General features: G+C 68.7%; 13 protein-coding genes. All 13 read left to right on the forward strand.

Going from position 1 to position 17,234, the window contains the following annotated elements:
• The first annotated feature begins 33 nt into the window (after positions 1-33).
• The 13 genes from AC07DC_RS14935 (at position 34) to AC07DC_RS14995 (ending at position 17,230) form a co-directional block, all read left to right on the forward strand.
• Positions 34-747 carry an L-ribulose-5-phosphate 4-epimerase gene (locus AC07DC_RS14935; RefSeq protein WP_478914797.1) on the forward strand — a complete coding sequence of 238 codons (714 nt, stop codon included), beginning with the start codon at positions 34-36 and terminating at the stop codon, positions 745-747.
• Positions 744-2,249: an L-arabinose isomerase gene (gene araA / locus AC07DC_RS14940; RefSeq protein ID WP_478914798.1), complete on the forward strand. Its 1,506-nt coding sequence runs from the start codon at positions 744-746 to the stop codon at positions 2,247-2,249. Before AC07DC_RS14935 ends, araA begins: the two co-directional genes overlap by 4 nt.
• Positions 2,250-2,327: 78 nt before the next feature.
• On the forward strand, positions 2,328-3,356 hold the full coding sequence (locus AC07DC_RS14945; RefSeq protein ID WP_478914799.1) for an ABC transporter substrate-binding protein: 1,029 nt from the start codon (positions 2,328-2,330) through the stop codon (positions 3,354-3,356).
• 85 nt (positions 3,357-3,441) lie between these two features.
• Positions 3,442-4,971, forward strand: a complete 1,530-nt coding sequence (locus tag AC07DC_RS14950) for a sugar ABC transporter ATP-binding protein (RefSeq protein WP_478914800.1) — start codon at positions 3,442-3,444, stop codon at positions 4,969-4,971.
• Positions 4,971-6,098 carry an ABC transporter permease gene (locus AC07DC_RS14955; protein ID WP_478914801.1) on the forward strand — a complete coding sequence of 376 codons (1,128 nt, stop codon included), beginning with the start codon at positions 4,971-4,973 and terminating at the stop codon, positions 6,096-6,098. The genes AC07DC_RS14950 and AC07DC_RS14955 overlap by 1 nt, the downstream gene beginning before the upstream one ends.
• Positions 6,095-7,105, forward strand: a complete 1,011-nt coding sequence (gene yjfF / locus AC07DC_RS14960) for a galactofuranose ABC transporter, permease protein YjfF (RefSeq protein ID WP_478914802.1) — start codon at positions 6,095-6,097, stop codon at positions 7,103-7,105. The genes AC07DC_RS14955 and yjfF overlap by 4 nt, the downstream gene beginning before the upstream one ends.
• Positions 7,106-7,337: 232 nt before the next feature.
• A complete protein-coding gene (locus AC07DC_RS14965; RefSeq protein ID WP_478914803.1) occupies positions 7,338-10,571 on the forward strand; it encodes a LamG-like jellyroll fold domain-containing protein in 3,234 nt (1,077 codons plus the stop codon).
• A 234-nt stretch (positions 10,572-10,805) separates the two neighbouring features.
• Positions 10,806-11,834: a pectate lyase family protein gene (locus AC07DC_RS14970; protein WP_478914804.1), complete on the forward strand. Its 1,029-nt coding sequence runs from the start codon at positions 10,806-10,808 to the stop codon at positions 11,832-11,834.
• Between the two features lie 179 nt (positions 11,835-12,013).
• A complete protein-coding gene (locus AC07DC_RS14975) occupies positions 12,014-12,664 on the forward strand; it encodes a GntR family transcriptional regulator (RefSeq protein ID WP_478914805.1) in 651 nt (216 codons plus the stop codon).
• A complete protein-coding gene (locus AC07DC_RS14980) occupies positions 12,664-13,569 on the forward strand; it encodes a dihydrodipicolinate synthase family protein (protein WP_478914806.1) in 906 nt (301 codons plus the stop codon). Before AC07DC_RS14975 ends, AC07DC_RS14980 begins: the two co-directional genes overlap by 1 nt.
• Complete coding sequence (araD, locus tag AC07DC_RS14985) at positions 13,566-15,287, forward strand: L-arabinonate dehydratase (protein WP_478914807.1); 1,722 nt, start codon at positions 13,566-13,568, stop codon at positions 15,285-15,287. Before AC07DC_RS14980 ends, araD begins: the two co-directional genes overlap by 4 nt.
• A gap of 138 nt (positions 15,288-15,425) precedes the next feature.
• Entirely contained in the window at positions 15,426-16,331 is a 906-nt protein-coding gene (locus AC07DC_RS14990; protein ID WP_478914808.1) for a carbohydrate ABC transporter permease, read from the forward strand.
• On the forward strand, positions 16,328-17,230 hold the full coding sequence (locus AC07DC_RS14995; protein WP_478914809.1) for a carbohydrate ABC transporter permease: 903 nt from the start codon (positions 16,328-16,330) through the stop codon (positions 17,228-17,230). Before AC07DC_RS14990 ends, AC07DC_RS14995 begins: the two co-directional genes overlap by 4 nt.
• Positions 17,231-17,234 lie beyond the last annotated feature (4 nt).

Below are 17,234 nucleotides of genomic sequence, written 5' to 3' on the forward strand. Positions count from 1 at the left end.
GCCGTTTTCATGACCGATCCCAGGAACGATCCCATGACCGATCCCACGTTCGTCCCCGAGACCGACGCAGCGATCAAGCTGATCCGGCAGCAGGTCAGTGATCTGCACCAGGAACTCGTCCGCTACCAGCTCGTGGTGTGGACCGCGGGGAACGTCTCGGCCCGCGTGCCGGGCCACGACCTGATGGTCATCAAGCCGAGCGGTGTCTCCTACGACGACCTGACACCCGAGAACATGATCGTCTGCGATCTGGAGGGCAAGGTCGTCGAGGGGGCGCACAACCCGTCCTCGGACACCGCCGCCCACGCCTTCGTCTACCGCCACATGCCCGAAGTGGGGGGCGTGGTGCACACCCACTCCACCTACGCCACCGCTTGGGCGGCCCGCGGTGAGGCGGTGCCCTGCGTCGTCACCGCGATGGCGGACGAGTTCGGCGCGGAGATCCCCGTCGGCCCGTTCGCGCTGATCGGCGACGACTCGATCGGCCAGGGCATCGTGGCCGCCCTCCGGGGACACCGCTCGCCCGCCGTGCTGATGAAGAGCCACGGTGTGTTCACCATCGGCAAGGACGCCAAGGCCGCCGTCAAGGCAGCCGTGATGTGCGAGGACGTCGCCCGCACCGTCCACATCTCCCGTCAGCTCGGGGAACCGGTCGGCATCGCCGCGCCGGACATCGACTCGCTCTACGACCGCTATCAGAACGTGTACGGCCAGCAGCCCGCCGGCCGCGAAGGAGCTCAGCAATGAAGTCGCTCGAAGGCCGTGAAGTCTGGTTCCTCACCGGAAGCCAGGGGCTCTATGGACCGGACACGCTCCAGCAGGTCGCCGAACAGTCCCAGCAGATCGCCGCGGCCCTCAACGAGAGTCCGGACCTATCGGTCCGGGTGAAGTGGCTGCCCGTGCTCACCGACGCGGAGGCGATCCGGCGGGTCTGCCTCGACGCCAACGCCGCGGACGACTGCGTCGGCGTGATGTCCTGGATGCACACGTTCTCCCCCGCCAAGATGTGGATCGCCGGCCTCGACGCGCTGCGCAAGCCGATGCTGCACCTGCACACCCAGGCCAACAGGGAACTGCCGTGGAGCTCCATCGACATGGACTTCATGAACCTGAACCAGGCGGCCCACGGGGACCGCGAGTTCGGGTACATCCAGTCCCGGCTGGGAGTGCCCCGCAAGACGGTCGCCGGACACGTCAGCAACCCGTCGGTGACCCTGCGCATCGGTGCCTGGGCCCGAGCCGCGGTCGGGCACAATGCCCTGCGCACGCTGCGGGTAGCGCGGTTCGGTGACAACATGCGCGACGTCGCCGTCACCGAGGGCGACAAGGTCGAGGCGCAGCTGCGGTTCGGCGTCTCGGTCAACACCTACGGGGTCAACGACCTGGTCGCCGTGGTGGACGCGGTGGCCGACGCCGACGTCACCGAGCTGACCAAGGAGTACCAGGAGAGCTACCGCCTCGCGCCCGAACTGCGCCTCGGAGCGGAGCGGCACAACTCGCTGCGGTACGCGGCGCGGATCGAACTCGGCATGCGGGAGTTCCTCACCGACGGCGGTTTCCAGGCGTTCACCACCAACTTCGAGGACCTCGGCGGGCTGCGCCAGCTGCCCGGTCTTGCCGTGCAGCGCCTGATGGCGGACGGCTACGGCTTCGGCGGCGAGGGGGACTGGAAGACCTCCGCGCTGCTGCGCACGCTGAAGGCGATGTCCGCCGGTCTGCCCGGTGGGACGTCGTTCATGGAGGACTACACCTACCACCTGGAGGCCGGCCAGGAGGTCATCCTCGGCGCGCACATGCTCGAGGTCTGCCCGTCGATCGCCGCCGAGGTCCCCTCGTGCGAGATCCACCCGCTGGGCATCGGCGGCCGGGAGGACCCCGTGCGGCTGGTCTTCGAAGCCACCCCGGGTCCGGCGGTGGTCGTGGGCCTCGCCGACATGGGGGACCGGTTCCGGCTGGTCGCCAACGAGATCGACGTGGTCGCCGCCGCCGAGCCGCTGCCCAACCTCCCGGTGGCCCACGCGGTGTGGAAGCCGCAGCCCGACCTGCGGACCTCGACCGAGGCATGGCTCACGGCCGGCGGTCCGCACCACACCGTGCTCTCCAGCGCCGTCGGGAGGGAAGAGCTCGAGGACTTCGCGGAGATGGCCGGAGCGGAACTCCTGGTCATCGACGCGGAGACCACGATCCGCCAGTTCACCAAGGAGATCCGCTGGAACCAGGCGTACCACCGTCTGGCGCGGGGCTTCTGAGCGGCTGCGGCCGCATTCGCAGTCGTACCACCAGGTCACACATCGCAGGGTTTTTTCCGGCTCAAAGGAGAGTGCACGATGTCCCTCACCGCCTCCACCCCAGCAAGACTCCGTACGCGCAACACCGCCGCGGCCCTGCTGGCCGTCGCTCTGTGCGTGTCCCTCGCCGCCTGCGGCGGGGCGGGCAAGAAGGCCGCCGCGGGCAGCGGCACGGACGCGAACGGTGCCAAGAAGCTGGTCTTCGGCTTCTCGCAGGTCGGCTCCGAGAGCGGCTGGCGCGCCGCCAACACCAAGTCCATCCAGGACGCGGCGAAGGCCGCCGGCTTCGAGCTCAAGTTCTCCGACGCGCAGCAGAAGCAGGAGAACCAGATAGCCGCGATCCGCACCTTTATCCAGCAGAAGGTGGACGTCATCGGCTTCTCGCCGGTGGTCGTCACGGGCTGGGACACCGTACTGAAGGAAGCCAAGACGGCCGGAATCCCGGTGATCCTCACCGACCGGGCGATCGACACGCAGGACAAGTCCCTCTACAAGACGTTCATCGGCTCCGACTTCGTCAAGGAGGGGACGTCCGCCGGCCAGTGGCTGCTGGACGCGGAGAAGGGCAACACCGGCCCGGTGAACATCGCGGAGCTCGAAGGCACCACCGGGTCCGCCCCGGCCATCGACCGCAAGAAGGGGTTCGAGGACCTGGTCCTCAAGGACCCCAAGTTCAAGCTGGTCGCGGACCAGACCGGTGACTTCACCCGTGCCAAGGGCAAGGAGGTCATGACGGCCTTCCTCAAGGCGCACAAGGACATCAACGTCCTCTTCGCGCACAACGACGACATGGCCATGGGTGCCATCCAGGCGATCGAGGAGGCCGGTCTCAAGCCGGGCAAGGACATCCGGATCGTCTCGATCGACGGCGTCAAGGATGCCTTCCAGGCGATGGTCGACGGCAAGATCGAGGTCGTTGTCGAGTGCAACCCGCTGATCGGCCCGCAGGTCATGGACCTGGTACAGAAGCTGAAGGACAAGGCCGAGGTGCCGGCCCGGGTCGAGTCCAAGGAAGGCGTCTTCACCAAGGACAAGGCAGCCGCCGAACTCCCCAACCGCCAGTACTGATCCGGTGATCCGGGTCGGGGGTGCCCGAGGGGGGCACCCCCGACCCCCGGCCGGACCGGCAAGCGGCCCGAGGAGAGGAGCTCCCATGTCGACGCCGCAGCTCACCCCCGCTCAACCCATCCTCCGGATGACCGGCATCACCAAGGAGTTCGCCGGCGTCCGGGCCCTATCTGAGGTCGATCTCGAGCTGTATCCCGGTGAAGTGCACGCCCTGATGGGCGAGAACGGCGCCGGGAAGTCCACGCTGATCAAGGTGCTGACAGGCGTGTACGAGGCCGAGGCCGGGACCGTCACGCTGGACGGCAGCCCGGTCCGGTTCGCCGGCCCGCTGCAGGCGCAGCGGTCCGGCGTCAGCACCGTGTACCAGGAGGTCAACCTCTGCCCGAACCTGTCGGTCGCGGAGAACATCTTCCTGGGCCGCGAGCCCCGCAGGCGCGGCCGCATCGTGTGGTCCGAAGTGCGCCGGCGCGCCCGTGAGCTGCTGTCCGACCTCGACCTGGACATCGACGTCCGCGCTCCGCTGGACACCATCCCGCTCGCCCTGCAGCAGATGGTCGCCATCGCCCGCGCCGTGGACATCCGGGCGAAGGTGCTGATCCTCGACGAACCCACCTCCAGCCTGGACCGCGAGGAGGTGACCCAGCTGTTCAAGGTGATCCGCCGGCTGCGCGGCGAGGGCGTGGCGATCCTGTTCGTGACGCACTTCCTGGACCAGGTCTACGACGTGTCCGACCGGATCACCGTGCTCCGAGACGGGCGTCTCGTCGGGCAGTACCGCACCGCGCACCTGCCGCAGATCGAGCTGGTCTCCGCGATGCTCGGTCAGGAGCTCGGTGAACTCACCGACCGTGGCCGGGGTGACCGCGCCCGGCCGGCCGGGACCCCGTTCACCGAGGCGCACGCTCTGGGACGCAAGGGCGCCGTCGCACCGTTCGACCTCACCGTGCGCCCGGGGGAGGTACTGGGCCTCGCCGGGCTGCTCGGGGCCGGGCGTTCCGAGACGGCCCGGCTGCTGGCGGGCGCCGACCGTGCCGACACCGGCAGTCTCACGGTCGACGGTCGGACCGTCGTCCTGCGCAGTCCGCGCGCCGCCATCCGCCGTGGCATCGCCTTCTGTTCGGAGAACCGCAGGACCGAGGGCATCATCCCCGACCTGACGGTCCGGGAGAACATCATCCTCGCCCTCCAGGCCGCCCGCGGTTGGATCAGACCGCTTCCCGTCCGCAGGACGGAGGAGCTGGTCGCGCACTGGATCGCGGCGCTGCACATCCACCCGCAGAACCCGGAAGCGGTCGTCCGCAACCTGAGCGGCGGCAACCAGCAGAAGGTGCTGCTCGCCCGCTGGCTGATCACCGAACCCAAGCTGTTGATCCTCGACGAACCGACCCGGGGCATCGACATCGGGGCCAAGGCCGAGATCCAGCGGCTGGTGGCCTCGCTCGCGGAGGACGGCATGGCGGTGGTCTACGTCTCCGCCGAACTCGAAGAGGTGCTGAGCCTCTCCGACACGGTCGCGGTACTGCGCGACCGCGAGCTCGTGGCGACTCTCGCCAACACCGCCGATCTCACCCTGGACCGGCTGATGGAGACCATCGCGACCGGAGGGACCCACTGATGCCGCCCATCGTCGGCAGGCTGGCCGGCCACCGGCTGTTCTGGCCTCTCGTGCTGCTTGTTGCGCTGCTGATCACCAATGTCATCTACACCCCGGACTTCTTCTCGATCCAGATCCGCGACGGCCACCTCTTCGGCAGCCTGATCGACATCCTGCGGCTCGGCTCCCCGCTGTTGCTGGTCGCCGTCGGGATGACCCTGGTCATCGCGATCGGTGGGATCGATCTGTCGGTCGGCGCCGTGGTCGCCATCTCCGGCGCCGTGGCCTGTCTGAACATCAGCGAGCTCACCGACCAGAAGAGCGTCGGCGGTGTCGTCGTCGCGGTGCTGCTCGCACTCGCCGTGTGCACCGCTCTGGGAGTGTGGAACGGCGTGCTGGTCGCCGGGATCGGCATGCAGCCGATCATCGCCACCCTGATCCTCATGGTGGCGGGTCGCGGCGTCGCACAGATGATCACCAGCGGCCAGATCATCACGGTCAACAGCGAGCCCTACCACCTGATCGGGGGCGGGTACGAACTCGGCCTCCCGCTGTCGGTACTGATCGCCGCCGCGGTGCTCGTACTGACCGGCCTCGCCGTCCGGCGCACCGCACTGGGGCTGCTGCTCGAGTCGGTCGGCGGCAACCGGGAGGCCAGCCGGCTGGTCGGAATCCGGGCCCGGGGGCTCACCATCGCCGTCTACGCGTTCTGTGCGCTGTGCGCCGCGGGCGCCGGACTGATGATCAGTTCCAACGTGGCCGCCGCCGACGGCAACAACGCGGGTCTGTGGATCGAGCTCGACGCGATCCTCGCCGTGGTCATCGGCGGGACCTCGCTCACCGGTGGTCGGTTCCACCTCGGCGGGACCGCGATCGGCGCCCTCGTCATCCAGACGCTCTCCACCACGGTCTACACCGTCGGCGTGCCGCCCGAGACGACGCTGGTGTTCAAGGCGCTGGTTGTCATGGCGGTCTGTCTTCTGCAGTCCCCGGCGTTCCGCGCCAAGGTGCTGTCACGCAAGGCGCCCCGCACTCCAGGCACCAGCGGTGGCGTACTCACGGACGCCACCAAAAACGGCTCCGACTCCTCCCGGAGCCACGCACCGGCGAACGCCGCCCAGAGCCCGAAGGAGGCGACCACCCTGTGAGCGCGACCCAGCCCCGCGCAGCCGCCGGCCGCGGCGTGCGCACATTCCTGGCCCAGCACCGCGACTACGTCCCGGTCATGGCCACCGCTGTCCTGTTCGCGCTGACCCTCGAAGCGGGCAACTACCGTTACCTGGACTTCCTGGCCGGCCAGACCATCGCCAACCTGTTCGTGGACAACGCGTTCCTGCTGGTCATCGCGGTCGGTATGACGTTCGTGATCCTCACCGGTGGCATCGACCTCTCGGTCGGAGCCGTCGCCGCGCTCTCCACGATGCTGTGTGCCACGCTCGTCCAGCAGCACGGATGGCCTCCGGCCCTGGTCATCCCGCTGGTGTTGGTGGTCGGGGCCTTGATCGGTGGCGCCATGGGCTACGCCATCCATCACTTCGAGGTACAGCCCTTCATCGCGACGCTGGCCGGGATGTTCTTCGCGCGGGGCCTGTGCTACCTGATCAGCACCAACGCGATCCCGATCGACAACGCGGTCTTCACGACCCTGGCGCAGTCCCATGTCACCTTTCCCGGCGGAGTGTTCATCTCCTGGTCGGTGGTGATCGCCCTGGCCGTCGTCGCCGTGGCCTTCCTGACGCTGCACTACACGGGCTTCGGCCGCGCGGTGTACGCGGTCGGCGGCAACGCGCAGTCGGCGCTGCTGATGGGTGTCCCGGTCGGCCGGACGGTGATCCGCGCCTACACGGTCAGCGGAGTGTGCTCGGCCCTCGGGGGGGTGCTGTTCACGCTCTACACGCTGTCCGGCTACAGCCTGCACCTGGTCGGAACGGAGCTCGACGCGATCGCCGCCGTCGTGATCGGCGGGACGATCCTGGCCGGCGGCTCCGGCTACGTCCTGGGAACCCTGCTGGGCGTTCTCGTCCTCGGGGTCATCAAGACCATCATCACCTTCGAGGGCACGCTCAGCTCCTGGTGGACGAAGATCGCGGTCGGCACGCTGCTGTTCGCCTTCGTCCTGCTGCAGCGCCTGATGACGTCCCGTCGCAGAGCCTGATGATGTCCGTCACCGAAGGTGATGACGTTCCGTCACCGTGCCTGATCGACGGGACGGTGGACGCCGCAACGGCCGTGCGGTAAGGCACGCGCGGCCGTGCGGTACGGGGGCGTGCGGGGAGCCGGGCGGAGATAGCGCCGGGCTCCCCGCACGGCACCCGCGCCCGTCACGGAACCACCCGAAACCGAACACGCCATGGAATCCACCCTTCCCCACCTTTCAAGGGAGACCCATGCACTTCGCCTGGTCCCACAGGCCACACCGTCATCGCCGGCAACGGCTGCGTACCGCTGCCGCTCTCGCCGCGAGCGCGGCGCTCCTCACCGTCGGTTTCGTCCCCCTCGCGGCCACCCCCGCAGCCGCGGTCACCGCCCTCGCCGGGCACTGGGCGCTGGACGAGGCCACCGGCAGTACCGCGGCCGACGATTCCGGCGGTGCGCACCCGGGCACCCTCGCGGCCGGCGCCACCCACGCGGCAGGACAGGTCGGAGCCGGGAGCGTCGCGACGAACGGCACCGGCACCGGGAACATCGACCTCGGTGCCCCGATCGTCGACACCTCCGCCTCCTTCAGCGTCTCCGCCTGGGTGAAGCTCAACAACACCGACGGCTACCAGACCGCCGTCAGCATCGACGGTGCGAACGTCAGCGGCTTCTACCTCGGGTTGCGCGGCGACACCGGGACCTTCGCCTTCGCCCGGCTGTCCTCCGACGCCACCGGGACGGCCGCGGTCGCCGCCGCCGGTGACGGCCCGGCCGTCGGTACCTGGTACCACCTCACCGGCGTCCAGGACTCCGCCGCCGGCACGCTCTCGCTGTACGTCAACGGTAAGCTGCAGACGGCCGTTCCGTACACCACCCCATGGAAGGCCACCGGGCACGCGGTGGTCGGCCGCGGCAGGTACGCCGGGAACCCCGTGGACTACCTCAACGGCGGCGTGGACGACCTACGGTTCTACACCGGCGCCCTGGCCGCCTCCGAGGTGACCGCGCTGGACCAGCCCGCGCACTGGGCCTTCGACGCGGGCACCGGGACATCTGCCGCGGACACCTCAGGTCACGGCCATCCGCTCACGCTGGGCGCCACGGCCGCCTGGACCACCGGCAGGACCGGCGCCTACGCGCTGCAGTCCAACGGCACGGCCGCCTCGTCCGCGACCTCCACCTCCGCCGCGACGGACACCTCGCAATCCTTCTCGGTCTCCGCCTGGGTCAAGCCCAACACCCTCACCGGCTACCAGACCTTCGCGAGCCTCGACGGTGTCGGCGTCTCCGGCTTCTACCTCCAACTACGCGGTGACACCGGGAAGTTCGCCTTCACTCGGTTGGCGTCCGACAGCTCCACGGCCACCGCTCGTCACGCCGACGCGACGGCGGTCCCGACTGCCGGAACCTGGTACCACCTCACCGGCGTCAGCGACAACGCGGCCGGCCAACTGAGGCTCTACGTCAACGGCATCCTGCAGTCCACGGTCGCCTACACCACTCCGTGGAAGGCCTCCGCCGGCACGGCGGTCGGCCGCGGCAAATTCAACGGCAACCCGGTCGACTTCGCCAACGCCGCCATCGACGATGTTGTGCTCTACGACCACCCCGTGACCGCTCCCGAACTGGAGACCCTCCTCGGACAGGGCAACGGCACCCTGTCCATCAACGCGGCGAGCGCGGCCCACACCCTGCCGAGCGACTTCTTCGGCCTGATGACCGAGGACATCAACCACTCGGGCGAGGGCGGCCTCTACGGCGAGCTGCTGCAGAACCGCTCGCTGATGGCCAGTTCCAGCAGCCCGACCTCCTGGTCCGCCGTCAGCTCCACCAGCGGATCGGCGAGCATCGCACTGGACACCACCAACCCCCTCAACACCGCGCTGACCCGGTCCCTCAAGGTCTCGCTGACCAGCGCCTCGGCCGGCAACCGGGCAGGCGTCGCCAACAGCGGCTTCTGGGGCATCCCGGTCAAGCCGTCCACCACCTACACCGCCTCGCTGTACGCCAAGGCCGCCGCGGGCTTCACCGGACCGCTCAAGCTCTCGCTGGAGAGCACCGGCGGTACGGCCTATGCGACGGCCACCATCCCCGCGCCGACCACGGCCTGGAAGAAGTACACCGTCACCCTCAAGACCGCGGCCGGCGCGCCCACCGGCTCCGCCAACCGCTTCGTGATCTCCTCAGAAAGCGCCGCGGGTGCCACCTTGTGGCTGGGCAACGTGTCGCTCTTCCCGCCCACCTACAACAACCGCCCCAACGGGCTGCGGGTCGACCTGATGGACAAGATGAAGGCACTCAAGCCCTCCTTCATCCGGCTCCCCGGGGGCAACTACCTCGAGGGCAACACGGTCGCCGAACGCTTCGACTGGAAGAAGACCCTCGGCGCGACCGAGACCCGGCCCGGACACCAGGACCCCTGGGGCTACTGGTCCACGGACGGCCTCGGCCTGCTGGAGTACCTCGAATGGTGCGAGGACCTCGGCGCCCAGCCCGTCCTCGGGGTCTACGCCGGCTACTCGCTGCAGCACGACGTCGTCCCGCTCGACCAGCTCTCCCCGTACGTCCAGGACGCCCTGGACGAGATCCAGTACATCACCGGGGACGTCACGACCACCTGGGGTGCCAGGCGCGCCGCTGACGGGCACCCCGCGCCGTTCGCCCTCAAGTACGTCGAGGTCGGCAACGAGGACTGGTTCGACACCACCGGCAGCTACGACGGCAGCAACGGCCGCTACGCCCAGTTCCACGATGCCATCAGAGCCGCCTATCCGGCGCTGAAACTGATCGCCACCACCACCGTCTCCGCACGCACCCCCGATGTGCTGGACCTGCACAACTACCGTTCGCCCGGCTGGTTCAACGCGAACGCCAACGCCTACGACACCTACTCGCGCAGCGGCCCGAAGGTGTTCGAGGGAGAGTGGGCATCGCAGGTCGGCCGGCCGACCCCGACGCTGGCGGGCGCCATCGGTGACGCCTCGTGGCTGACCAACCTGCAACGCAACTCCGATGTGGTGGCCATGGAGGCGTACGCCCCGCTGCTGGCCAACGTCAACAGCGTCCAGTGGAACACCAATCTGATCGCCTTCGACGCCTCGACCAGCTACAACTCTCCCAGCGCCTACGTCCAGCAGATGATGGCAGCCGCACACGGCGACCAGATCCTGGCCGCCTCGTACGCCGGCACCAGCACGGTCAACCAGGTGGTCAGCCGCTCGTCCAGCACCGGGAAGTACTACATCACCGTCGTGAACCCGGGCGGCAATCCCCAGTCGATCACCGTCCACCTGACCGGGGCCGGCGCGGCCGTCCCGACCACCGGCACCGCGGTCACCCTGACCTCCACCAGTCCGTCCGACACCAACACCATCACCGACCCCCAGCACGTCACCCCGGTCACGACGGCGGTGACCGGACTGGGAGCCACCTTCACCCGCACCTTCCCGGCCTACTCGGTCACCCAACTCACCATCGGCTGAGAGGACGCACCTCCCGCACGGCGTCGGCCGACCACCTCCCTGGTCGGCCGTCGCCGCATGCTCGAGGACAAGCGCTTGCTCCTCAATTCCCTTTGAACAAAAGGATGTCCACGTCATTGACATGTATGCGCTTGCTCTCTAATTTCGTCACCGGCCCCATCGTTCACGGACATGAACATCGACCTTGAACCGTGAACGCGGTGGAGCAACCGCATCCCCCCATGGAGGACCGACATGGCATCACGTACCTTGCCCCGGCGGGCTGTCCCCGCCGTCCTCGCGCCCTTAGCGACCCTCGCACTGGCGGTGACCGGACTGGTCACCGCGCCCGGAACCGCAACCGCCCCGGCCGCGACCGGATCCGCGCCGGCCGCGGCCGTGGCGGCGGCCTTCGAGAGCGCGCCCCTCGGATACGGCGCCGGTACGACCGGCGGCGCGGGCGGCACCACCGTCACCGTCACCACGATCGCCCAGCTCACCACCGAAGCCGGGTCGGCGGGCGCGAAGACCATCAAGATCTCCGGAATGCTGCGGGGCAGCGACCAGATCTACGTGACCTCGGACAAGACCATCGTCGGTGTGGGTGCCAACTCCGGTCTCACCGGGGCCGGGCTCTTCATCAAGAAGGCCCACAACGTCATCGTCCGGAATCTGCGGATCTCCCTCGCCAAGGCACCCGTCGACCTCATCCAGATCCAGAAGTCCGACCATGTGTGGATCGATCACAATGAGCTGTTCAACGACCGCCTGCACGACAAGGACTACTACGACGGTCTGCTCGACATCAATCACGGCTCTACCGACGTCACCGTCTCCTGGAACCATCTGCACGACCACTTCAAGGGCTCGCTCGTCGGCCACAGCGACAAGAACGGCAGCGAGGACGCGAGCATCCGCGTCACCTACGGCCACAACTGGTTCAGCAACGTGGAGGCGCGGCTGCCGCGTATCCGCTTCGGTCATCTGCACGCTTACAACAACCTCTTCGAGAACGCTCCGACCAGTGGCATCCACTGCCTGATGGAAGCCCAGTGCCTGGTCCAGAACAATGTCTTCGTCAACGTGAACCTCCCGGTGTGGACGACCGAGGACAGTCCGGTCGACGGGTACGCCAACGCCGGCGGCAATGACTACGGCGGCGCCACGCCCGTCATCACCCGCACCGGCACCTTCACCAGCCCGCCCTACGCGGTCACTCTCGACCCCACCGCGCAGGTGGCCGCCGAGGTCCGTGCGGGCACGGGCACCGGCAAGGTCGGCTGATCACAGGCCCGTTGACCCATGATCCGGCCCGTCGCGGGAGCCTCCTGCGGCGGGCCGGTCCGGTGCCGGAGCTGTTTTTGTTCAAAGCATTGACGAACCTCCGACGCGGCTCTAACTTTCATCGCGTCGTACTTCGTACGTCATATATGAGACGCGATACGTGAGATCTGAGAGCGCACATGACTTTTGCTCCCGCCCCGATCCCCTCCCGGACGCAGTACGTGCTGGAGGCGATCAAGCACGGAATCCTGACCGGGCAGTTGAGCCCGGGACAGCCACTGGTCGAGGCCGATCTCGCGGCGCAGTTCGGGGTCTCCAAGACCCCGGTGCGCGAGGCGCTCAAGACCCTGGCCGGTACCGGGCTCGTCGTGATGAGCCAGTACAAGGGCGTCACCGTGCGGACCGTCGATGCGGCCATGGCGCGCGAGATCTACGACGTACGGCTGCTGCTGGAGCCCGAGGCGCTGCGCCGCAGCATCGTCAGGAACGAGTCCCTGGCGGCGGCTCAGGACGCGCTGGTACGGGCCGAGGGAGCGGAGGACCGGGCCGACCGGAGCCTGGCGAACCGGGACTTCCACCGGGCGCTGTACCTGCCCTGCGGCAACCCGCTGCTGGCGCGGATGCTCGACGAAGTACGCGATCAGGCGGCTCTCGTGTCGACCGTCGCCTGGGCTGCCTCCCCTTCCTGGGAGCAGGAGGCGCGCGAGCATCAGGAGATCCTGCGGACCGCGCTCGCCGGCGACGCGGACGGCGCGGCCCGGCTGCTGCACACCCACATCTCGGACTTCGTCCGCCGCGCGTTCCCCGACGACGAGAAGGCGGGCGCCTGATGGACCGCTTCGAACTCCAGGCCGCGCTCGCCGATGTCGTCGCGATCCCGGTGACCCCCTTCGACGCCGACGGGGCGATCGACCGCTCCGCGTACCGGCTCCTGCTCCGCAGGCTCCTGGACGGCGGCGTCAGGACGCTCACCCCCAACGGGAACACCGGCGAGTTCTACGCTCTCACCCCCGCGGAGCGGCTCACGGTCGTCGAGGACACACTCGCCGAGACCTCCGGACGGCGGGCCGTCGTCCTGGTGGGTGTCGGTCACGACGTGCCGACCGCCGTAGCCGCCGCCCGGCACGCGCGGGACGCCGGCGCGCAGATGGTGATGGTGCATCAGCCCGTCCACCCTTACGTCTCGCACGACGGATGGGTGGACTACCACCGCGCCATCGCCGAGTCCGTTCCGGAACTGGGAGTGGTTCCGTACATCCGCAACCCGCTGCTCGGCGGCGACCGCTTGGCCCTGCTCGGCGACCTGTGCCCGAACGTGATCGGCGCGAAGTACGCCGTGCCGGACGCGGCACGCTTCGCGGCCTTCGCTCGTGACGCCGGGCTCGCCCGCTTCGTCTGGGTGGCGGGACTGGCGGAGTTGTACGCGCCGGCCTACTGGGCGATGGGCGCAACCGGCTTCACCTCCGGCCTGGTCAACGTCGCCCCGTCCGTGTCACTGGGCATGCTGGAGGCTCTGCGCGGCGGCGACCGTTCGGGCGCGATGAGGATCTGGGAACAGATCCGGCCCTTCGAGGATCTGCGGGCGGCGCAGCAGTCCGCCAACAACGTGACCGTGGTCAAGGAGGCGCTGGCCGCGCTGGGCCTGTGCCGCCGGGAGGTTCGGCCGCCGAGCCGTCAGCTGCCCGAGTCGCAGCGTGCCGAAGTCGCCGCCGTCATCAAGGACTGGGCGATATGAGGAAGTCTCCGGAGGACCTGCGCAGCCACCGCTGGTACGGCACCGACGGCCTGCGCGCGTTCAGCCACCGGGCCCGTACCCGGCAGCTCGGCTACCTTCCCGAGGAACACCTCGGGAAGCCCGTGATCGCGATCCTCAACACGTGGTCCGACATCAACCCCTGCCACTCCCACCTGCGGGAGCGCGCCCAGGCGGTGAAGCGCGGGGTGTGGCAGGCGGGCGGCTTCCCGCTGGAGTTCCCCGTCTCCACCCTCTCGGAGACCTTCCAGAAGCCCACCCCGATGCTCTACCGCAACTTCCTCGCCATGGAGACCGAGGAGCTGCTGCGTTCGTACCCGGTGGACGGCGCCGTGCTGCTGGGCGGCTGCGACAAGTCCACCCCGGCCCTGCTGATGGGCGCGGCCAGCATGGACCTGCCCGCCGTGTTCGTTCCGGCCGGACCCATGCTGCCGGGGCACTGGCGCAACGAGGTGCTCGGCTCCGGTACGGACATGTGGAAGTACTGGGACGACAAGCGGGCCGGGCTGATCGGCGACTGCGAGATGGCCGAGCTGGAGAACGGGCTCGCGCGTTCCCCCGGCCACTGCATGACGATGGGCACCGCCTCGACGCTGACGGCCGCGGCCGAGGCGCTGGGCGTCACGATGCCCGGAGCGTCCTCGATCCCGGCGGTCGACTCCGGCCACGAGCGGATGGCGGCGGCTTCCGGCGCGCGCATCGTGGAGCTGGTGTGGCAGGACCTGAGACTGTCGAAGATCCTCACCCGTGCCGCGTACGAGGACGCGGTCGCCACCGTGCTCGCCCTGGGCGGCTCCACCAATGCCGTGATCCACCTGATCGCGATGGCCGGACGCTCCGGCGTCGAGCTGACCCTGGACGACTTCGACAGCATCGCCCGTACGGTCCCCGTGCTGGCGAACCTGCGGCCCGGCGGCCGGTATCTGATGGAGGACTTCCACTTCGCGGGCGGCCTGCCCGGCTTCCTCGCCCAACTCACGGACGTACTGCAGCTGGACCGTCCGACGGTCGCGCACTCCACCATGAGGGAGCAGCTCGACGGCGCTCTCGTCCACAACCCGGACGTCATCCGGCCCCGCGACAACCCGCTGGCCGCTGAAGGTGGTCTCGCCGTGCTGCGCGGGAATCTCTGCCCGGACGGCGCCGTCATCAAGCACATCGCCGCCGAGCCCCAGCTGCTCAAGCACACCGGCCCCGCCGTGGTCTTCGACGACTACCGGACCATGCAGGCCACCATCAACGACCCGGCCCTCGACATCACCGCCGACAGTGTCCTGGTCCTGCGTGGCTCCGGCCCGCTCGGCGGCCCGGGCATGCCCGAGTACGGGATGCTGCCGATCCCCGACCATCTGCTGAAACAGGGGGTGCGCGACATGGTCCGGATCTCGGACGCGCGGATGAGCGGCACGAGTTACGGCGCCTGCGTCCTGCACATCGCACCCGAGTCGTACGTCGGCGGCCCGCTCGCCCTGGTCCGCACCGGCGACCTGATCACCCTTGACGTGGAGGCGCGACGGCTGCACCTGGAGCTGGACGACGCCGAGTTGGAACGCCGTCGAGCCGCCTGGCAGCCGCCCCCGCCCCGCTTCACACGCGGCTACGGGGCTCTCTACCAGGAGCAGATCACCCAGGCCGACACCGGATGCGACTTCCGCTTCCTGGCCAGGCCCGGGGAAGTGCCCGAGCCCTACGCGGGCTGATCGCCCGACGCAGCCGTTCCCGCAGCCCGCAGCCGCAGCCCGCAACCCGTAGCCCGCACCCGCCCCGCTGCATCGTTCCGCGCGGGGCGTCGCACACCATTCGGCAAGCGCTTACCCCGTAGTGAAGGAGTTCCGGTCATGGCCATCGCCGTGGCGAAACCACCCCGGCGGCGCAACCGGCGCCTCCCGTACCTGCTGATAGCCCCGGCAGCCCTGCTGATGCTCGGGTTCATCGCCTACCCGATGATCAGCGTTCTTTACTACAGCCTGCAGGACTACAACGTCACCAAGCCGTGGCGGAACGGCTTCGCCGGCTTCTCCAACTTCACCAGGATCTTCACCGACGACCCGCTGTTCTGGCAGAGCCTGGGCTTCAGCGCCCAATGGGTCGTTGTCGAGGTCAGCCTGCAACTCGCCCTCGGACTGGTGCTGGCGCTGCTGGTCAACCAGACCTTCATCGGCCGGGGCATAGCCCGCGCCCTGGTCTTCTCGCCCTGGGCGGTCTCCGGCGTCCTCACGACCACCATCTGGATGCTGCTCTACAACCCGTCCACCGGTTTCAGCCGCTACCTCGCCGACGCCGGCATCGGCACCTACGGCACCTCGGTGCTCTCCGACACCGGCACCGTGTTCTGGGCCGCGGTCCTCGCCGAACTCTGGCGCGGTGTCCCCTTCTTCGCGATCCTCATCCTCGCCGACCTCCAGTCCATTCCCAAGGAGCTGTACGAGGCGGCCTCGGTCGACGGCGCCAACCGGTACCGGCAGCTGTTCCACATCACGCTGCCGCACCTGAGGGACGCGATCGTGCTGTCCACGCTGCTGCGCGGGGTCTGGGAGTTCAACAACGTCGACCTGCTCTACACCCTCACCGGCGGCGGACCGGCCGGCCAGACGACCACGCTGCCGCTGTACGTCGCCAACACCGGAATCGACGGACACGACTTCGGCTACGCGTCGGCGCTGACCACCGTCGCCTTCGTGATCCTCCTCTTCTGCTCGATTCTCTATCTGCGCCTGAGCAAGTTCGGAGGCGACCGCACATGACCGCCGCACTCGCGGAGAAGGGCACCCTCGCGATGCCCCCCGCCGGCACCACTCCACCGCGCACCGTCCGGCGGCGCAGGCGCGCGGTGGACGACGGCACACCCCGCTGGCAGATCTATCTGCCGCTCGGCCTGTATCTGCTGTTCACCCTGATCCCGTTCTACTGGATGCTGCTGTTCGCGGTGCGCCCGACGGGATCGACGTCGTTGGTGCCCTGGCCCGCCACGACCGAGCACTTCGCGAAGGTCTGGAACGAACGCTCCTTCGGGATGTACTTCCAGAACAGCATGCTGGTCGGCGTCGCCACCCTGATCACCACCACCGTGGTGGCGCTGTGTGGTGGATACGCGCTCGCCCGCTTCCCATTCCGGGGCAAGAACGCCTTCATGCTGGGACTGCTGTGCTCCCAGTTCATCCCCGGCGCGCTGATGCTCGTTCCGCTCTTCGAGATCTTCAGGAACCTGCAGCTGATCAACTCGCTGTGGAGCGTGATCATCGCGGAGACCGTGTTCCAACTGCCGCTCTCCATCATCCTGATCAGCGGCTTCATCAAGAACGTGCCCATGGCGCTGGAGGAGGCCGCCTGGGTGGACGGCTGCTCGCGCTTCCGGGGGTTCTGCGCGGTGGTGCTGCCGATGCTGCGTCCCGGCCTGATCGCGGTCGGCTCCTTCGCCTTCGTGCACAGCTGGAACCATTTCCTGTTCGCGCTGATGTTCCTCAGCTCGCAGGACAAGCAGACGATCCCGGTCGGCCTCAACACCCTGATCGGCGCCGACAGCGTCGACCTGGGGGCGCTGGCCGCGGGCGGTGTCGTGGCGGCGGTGCCGGTGGTCATTGTCTTCGCCTTCATCCAGAAGTGGCTGATCACAGGCTTCAGTGCCGGCGCGGTCAAGGGGTGAGCGG

The organism is Streptomyces sp. NPDC045021 (assembly GCF_056432645.1).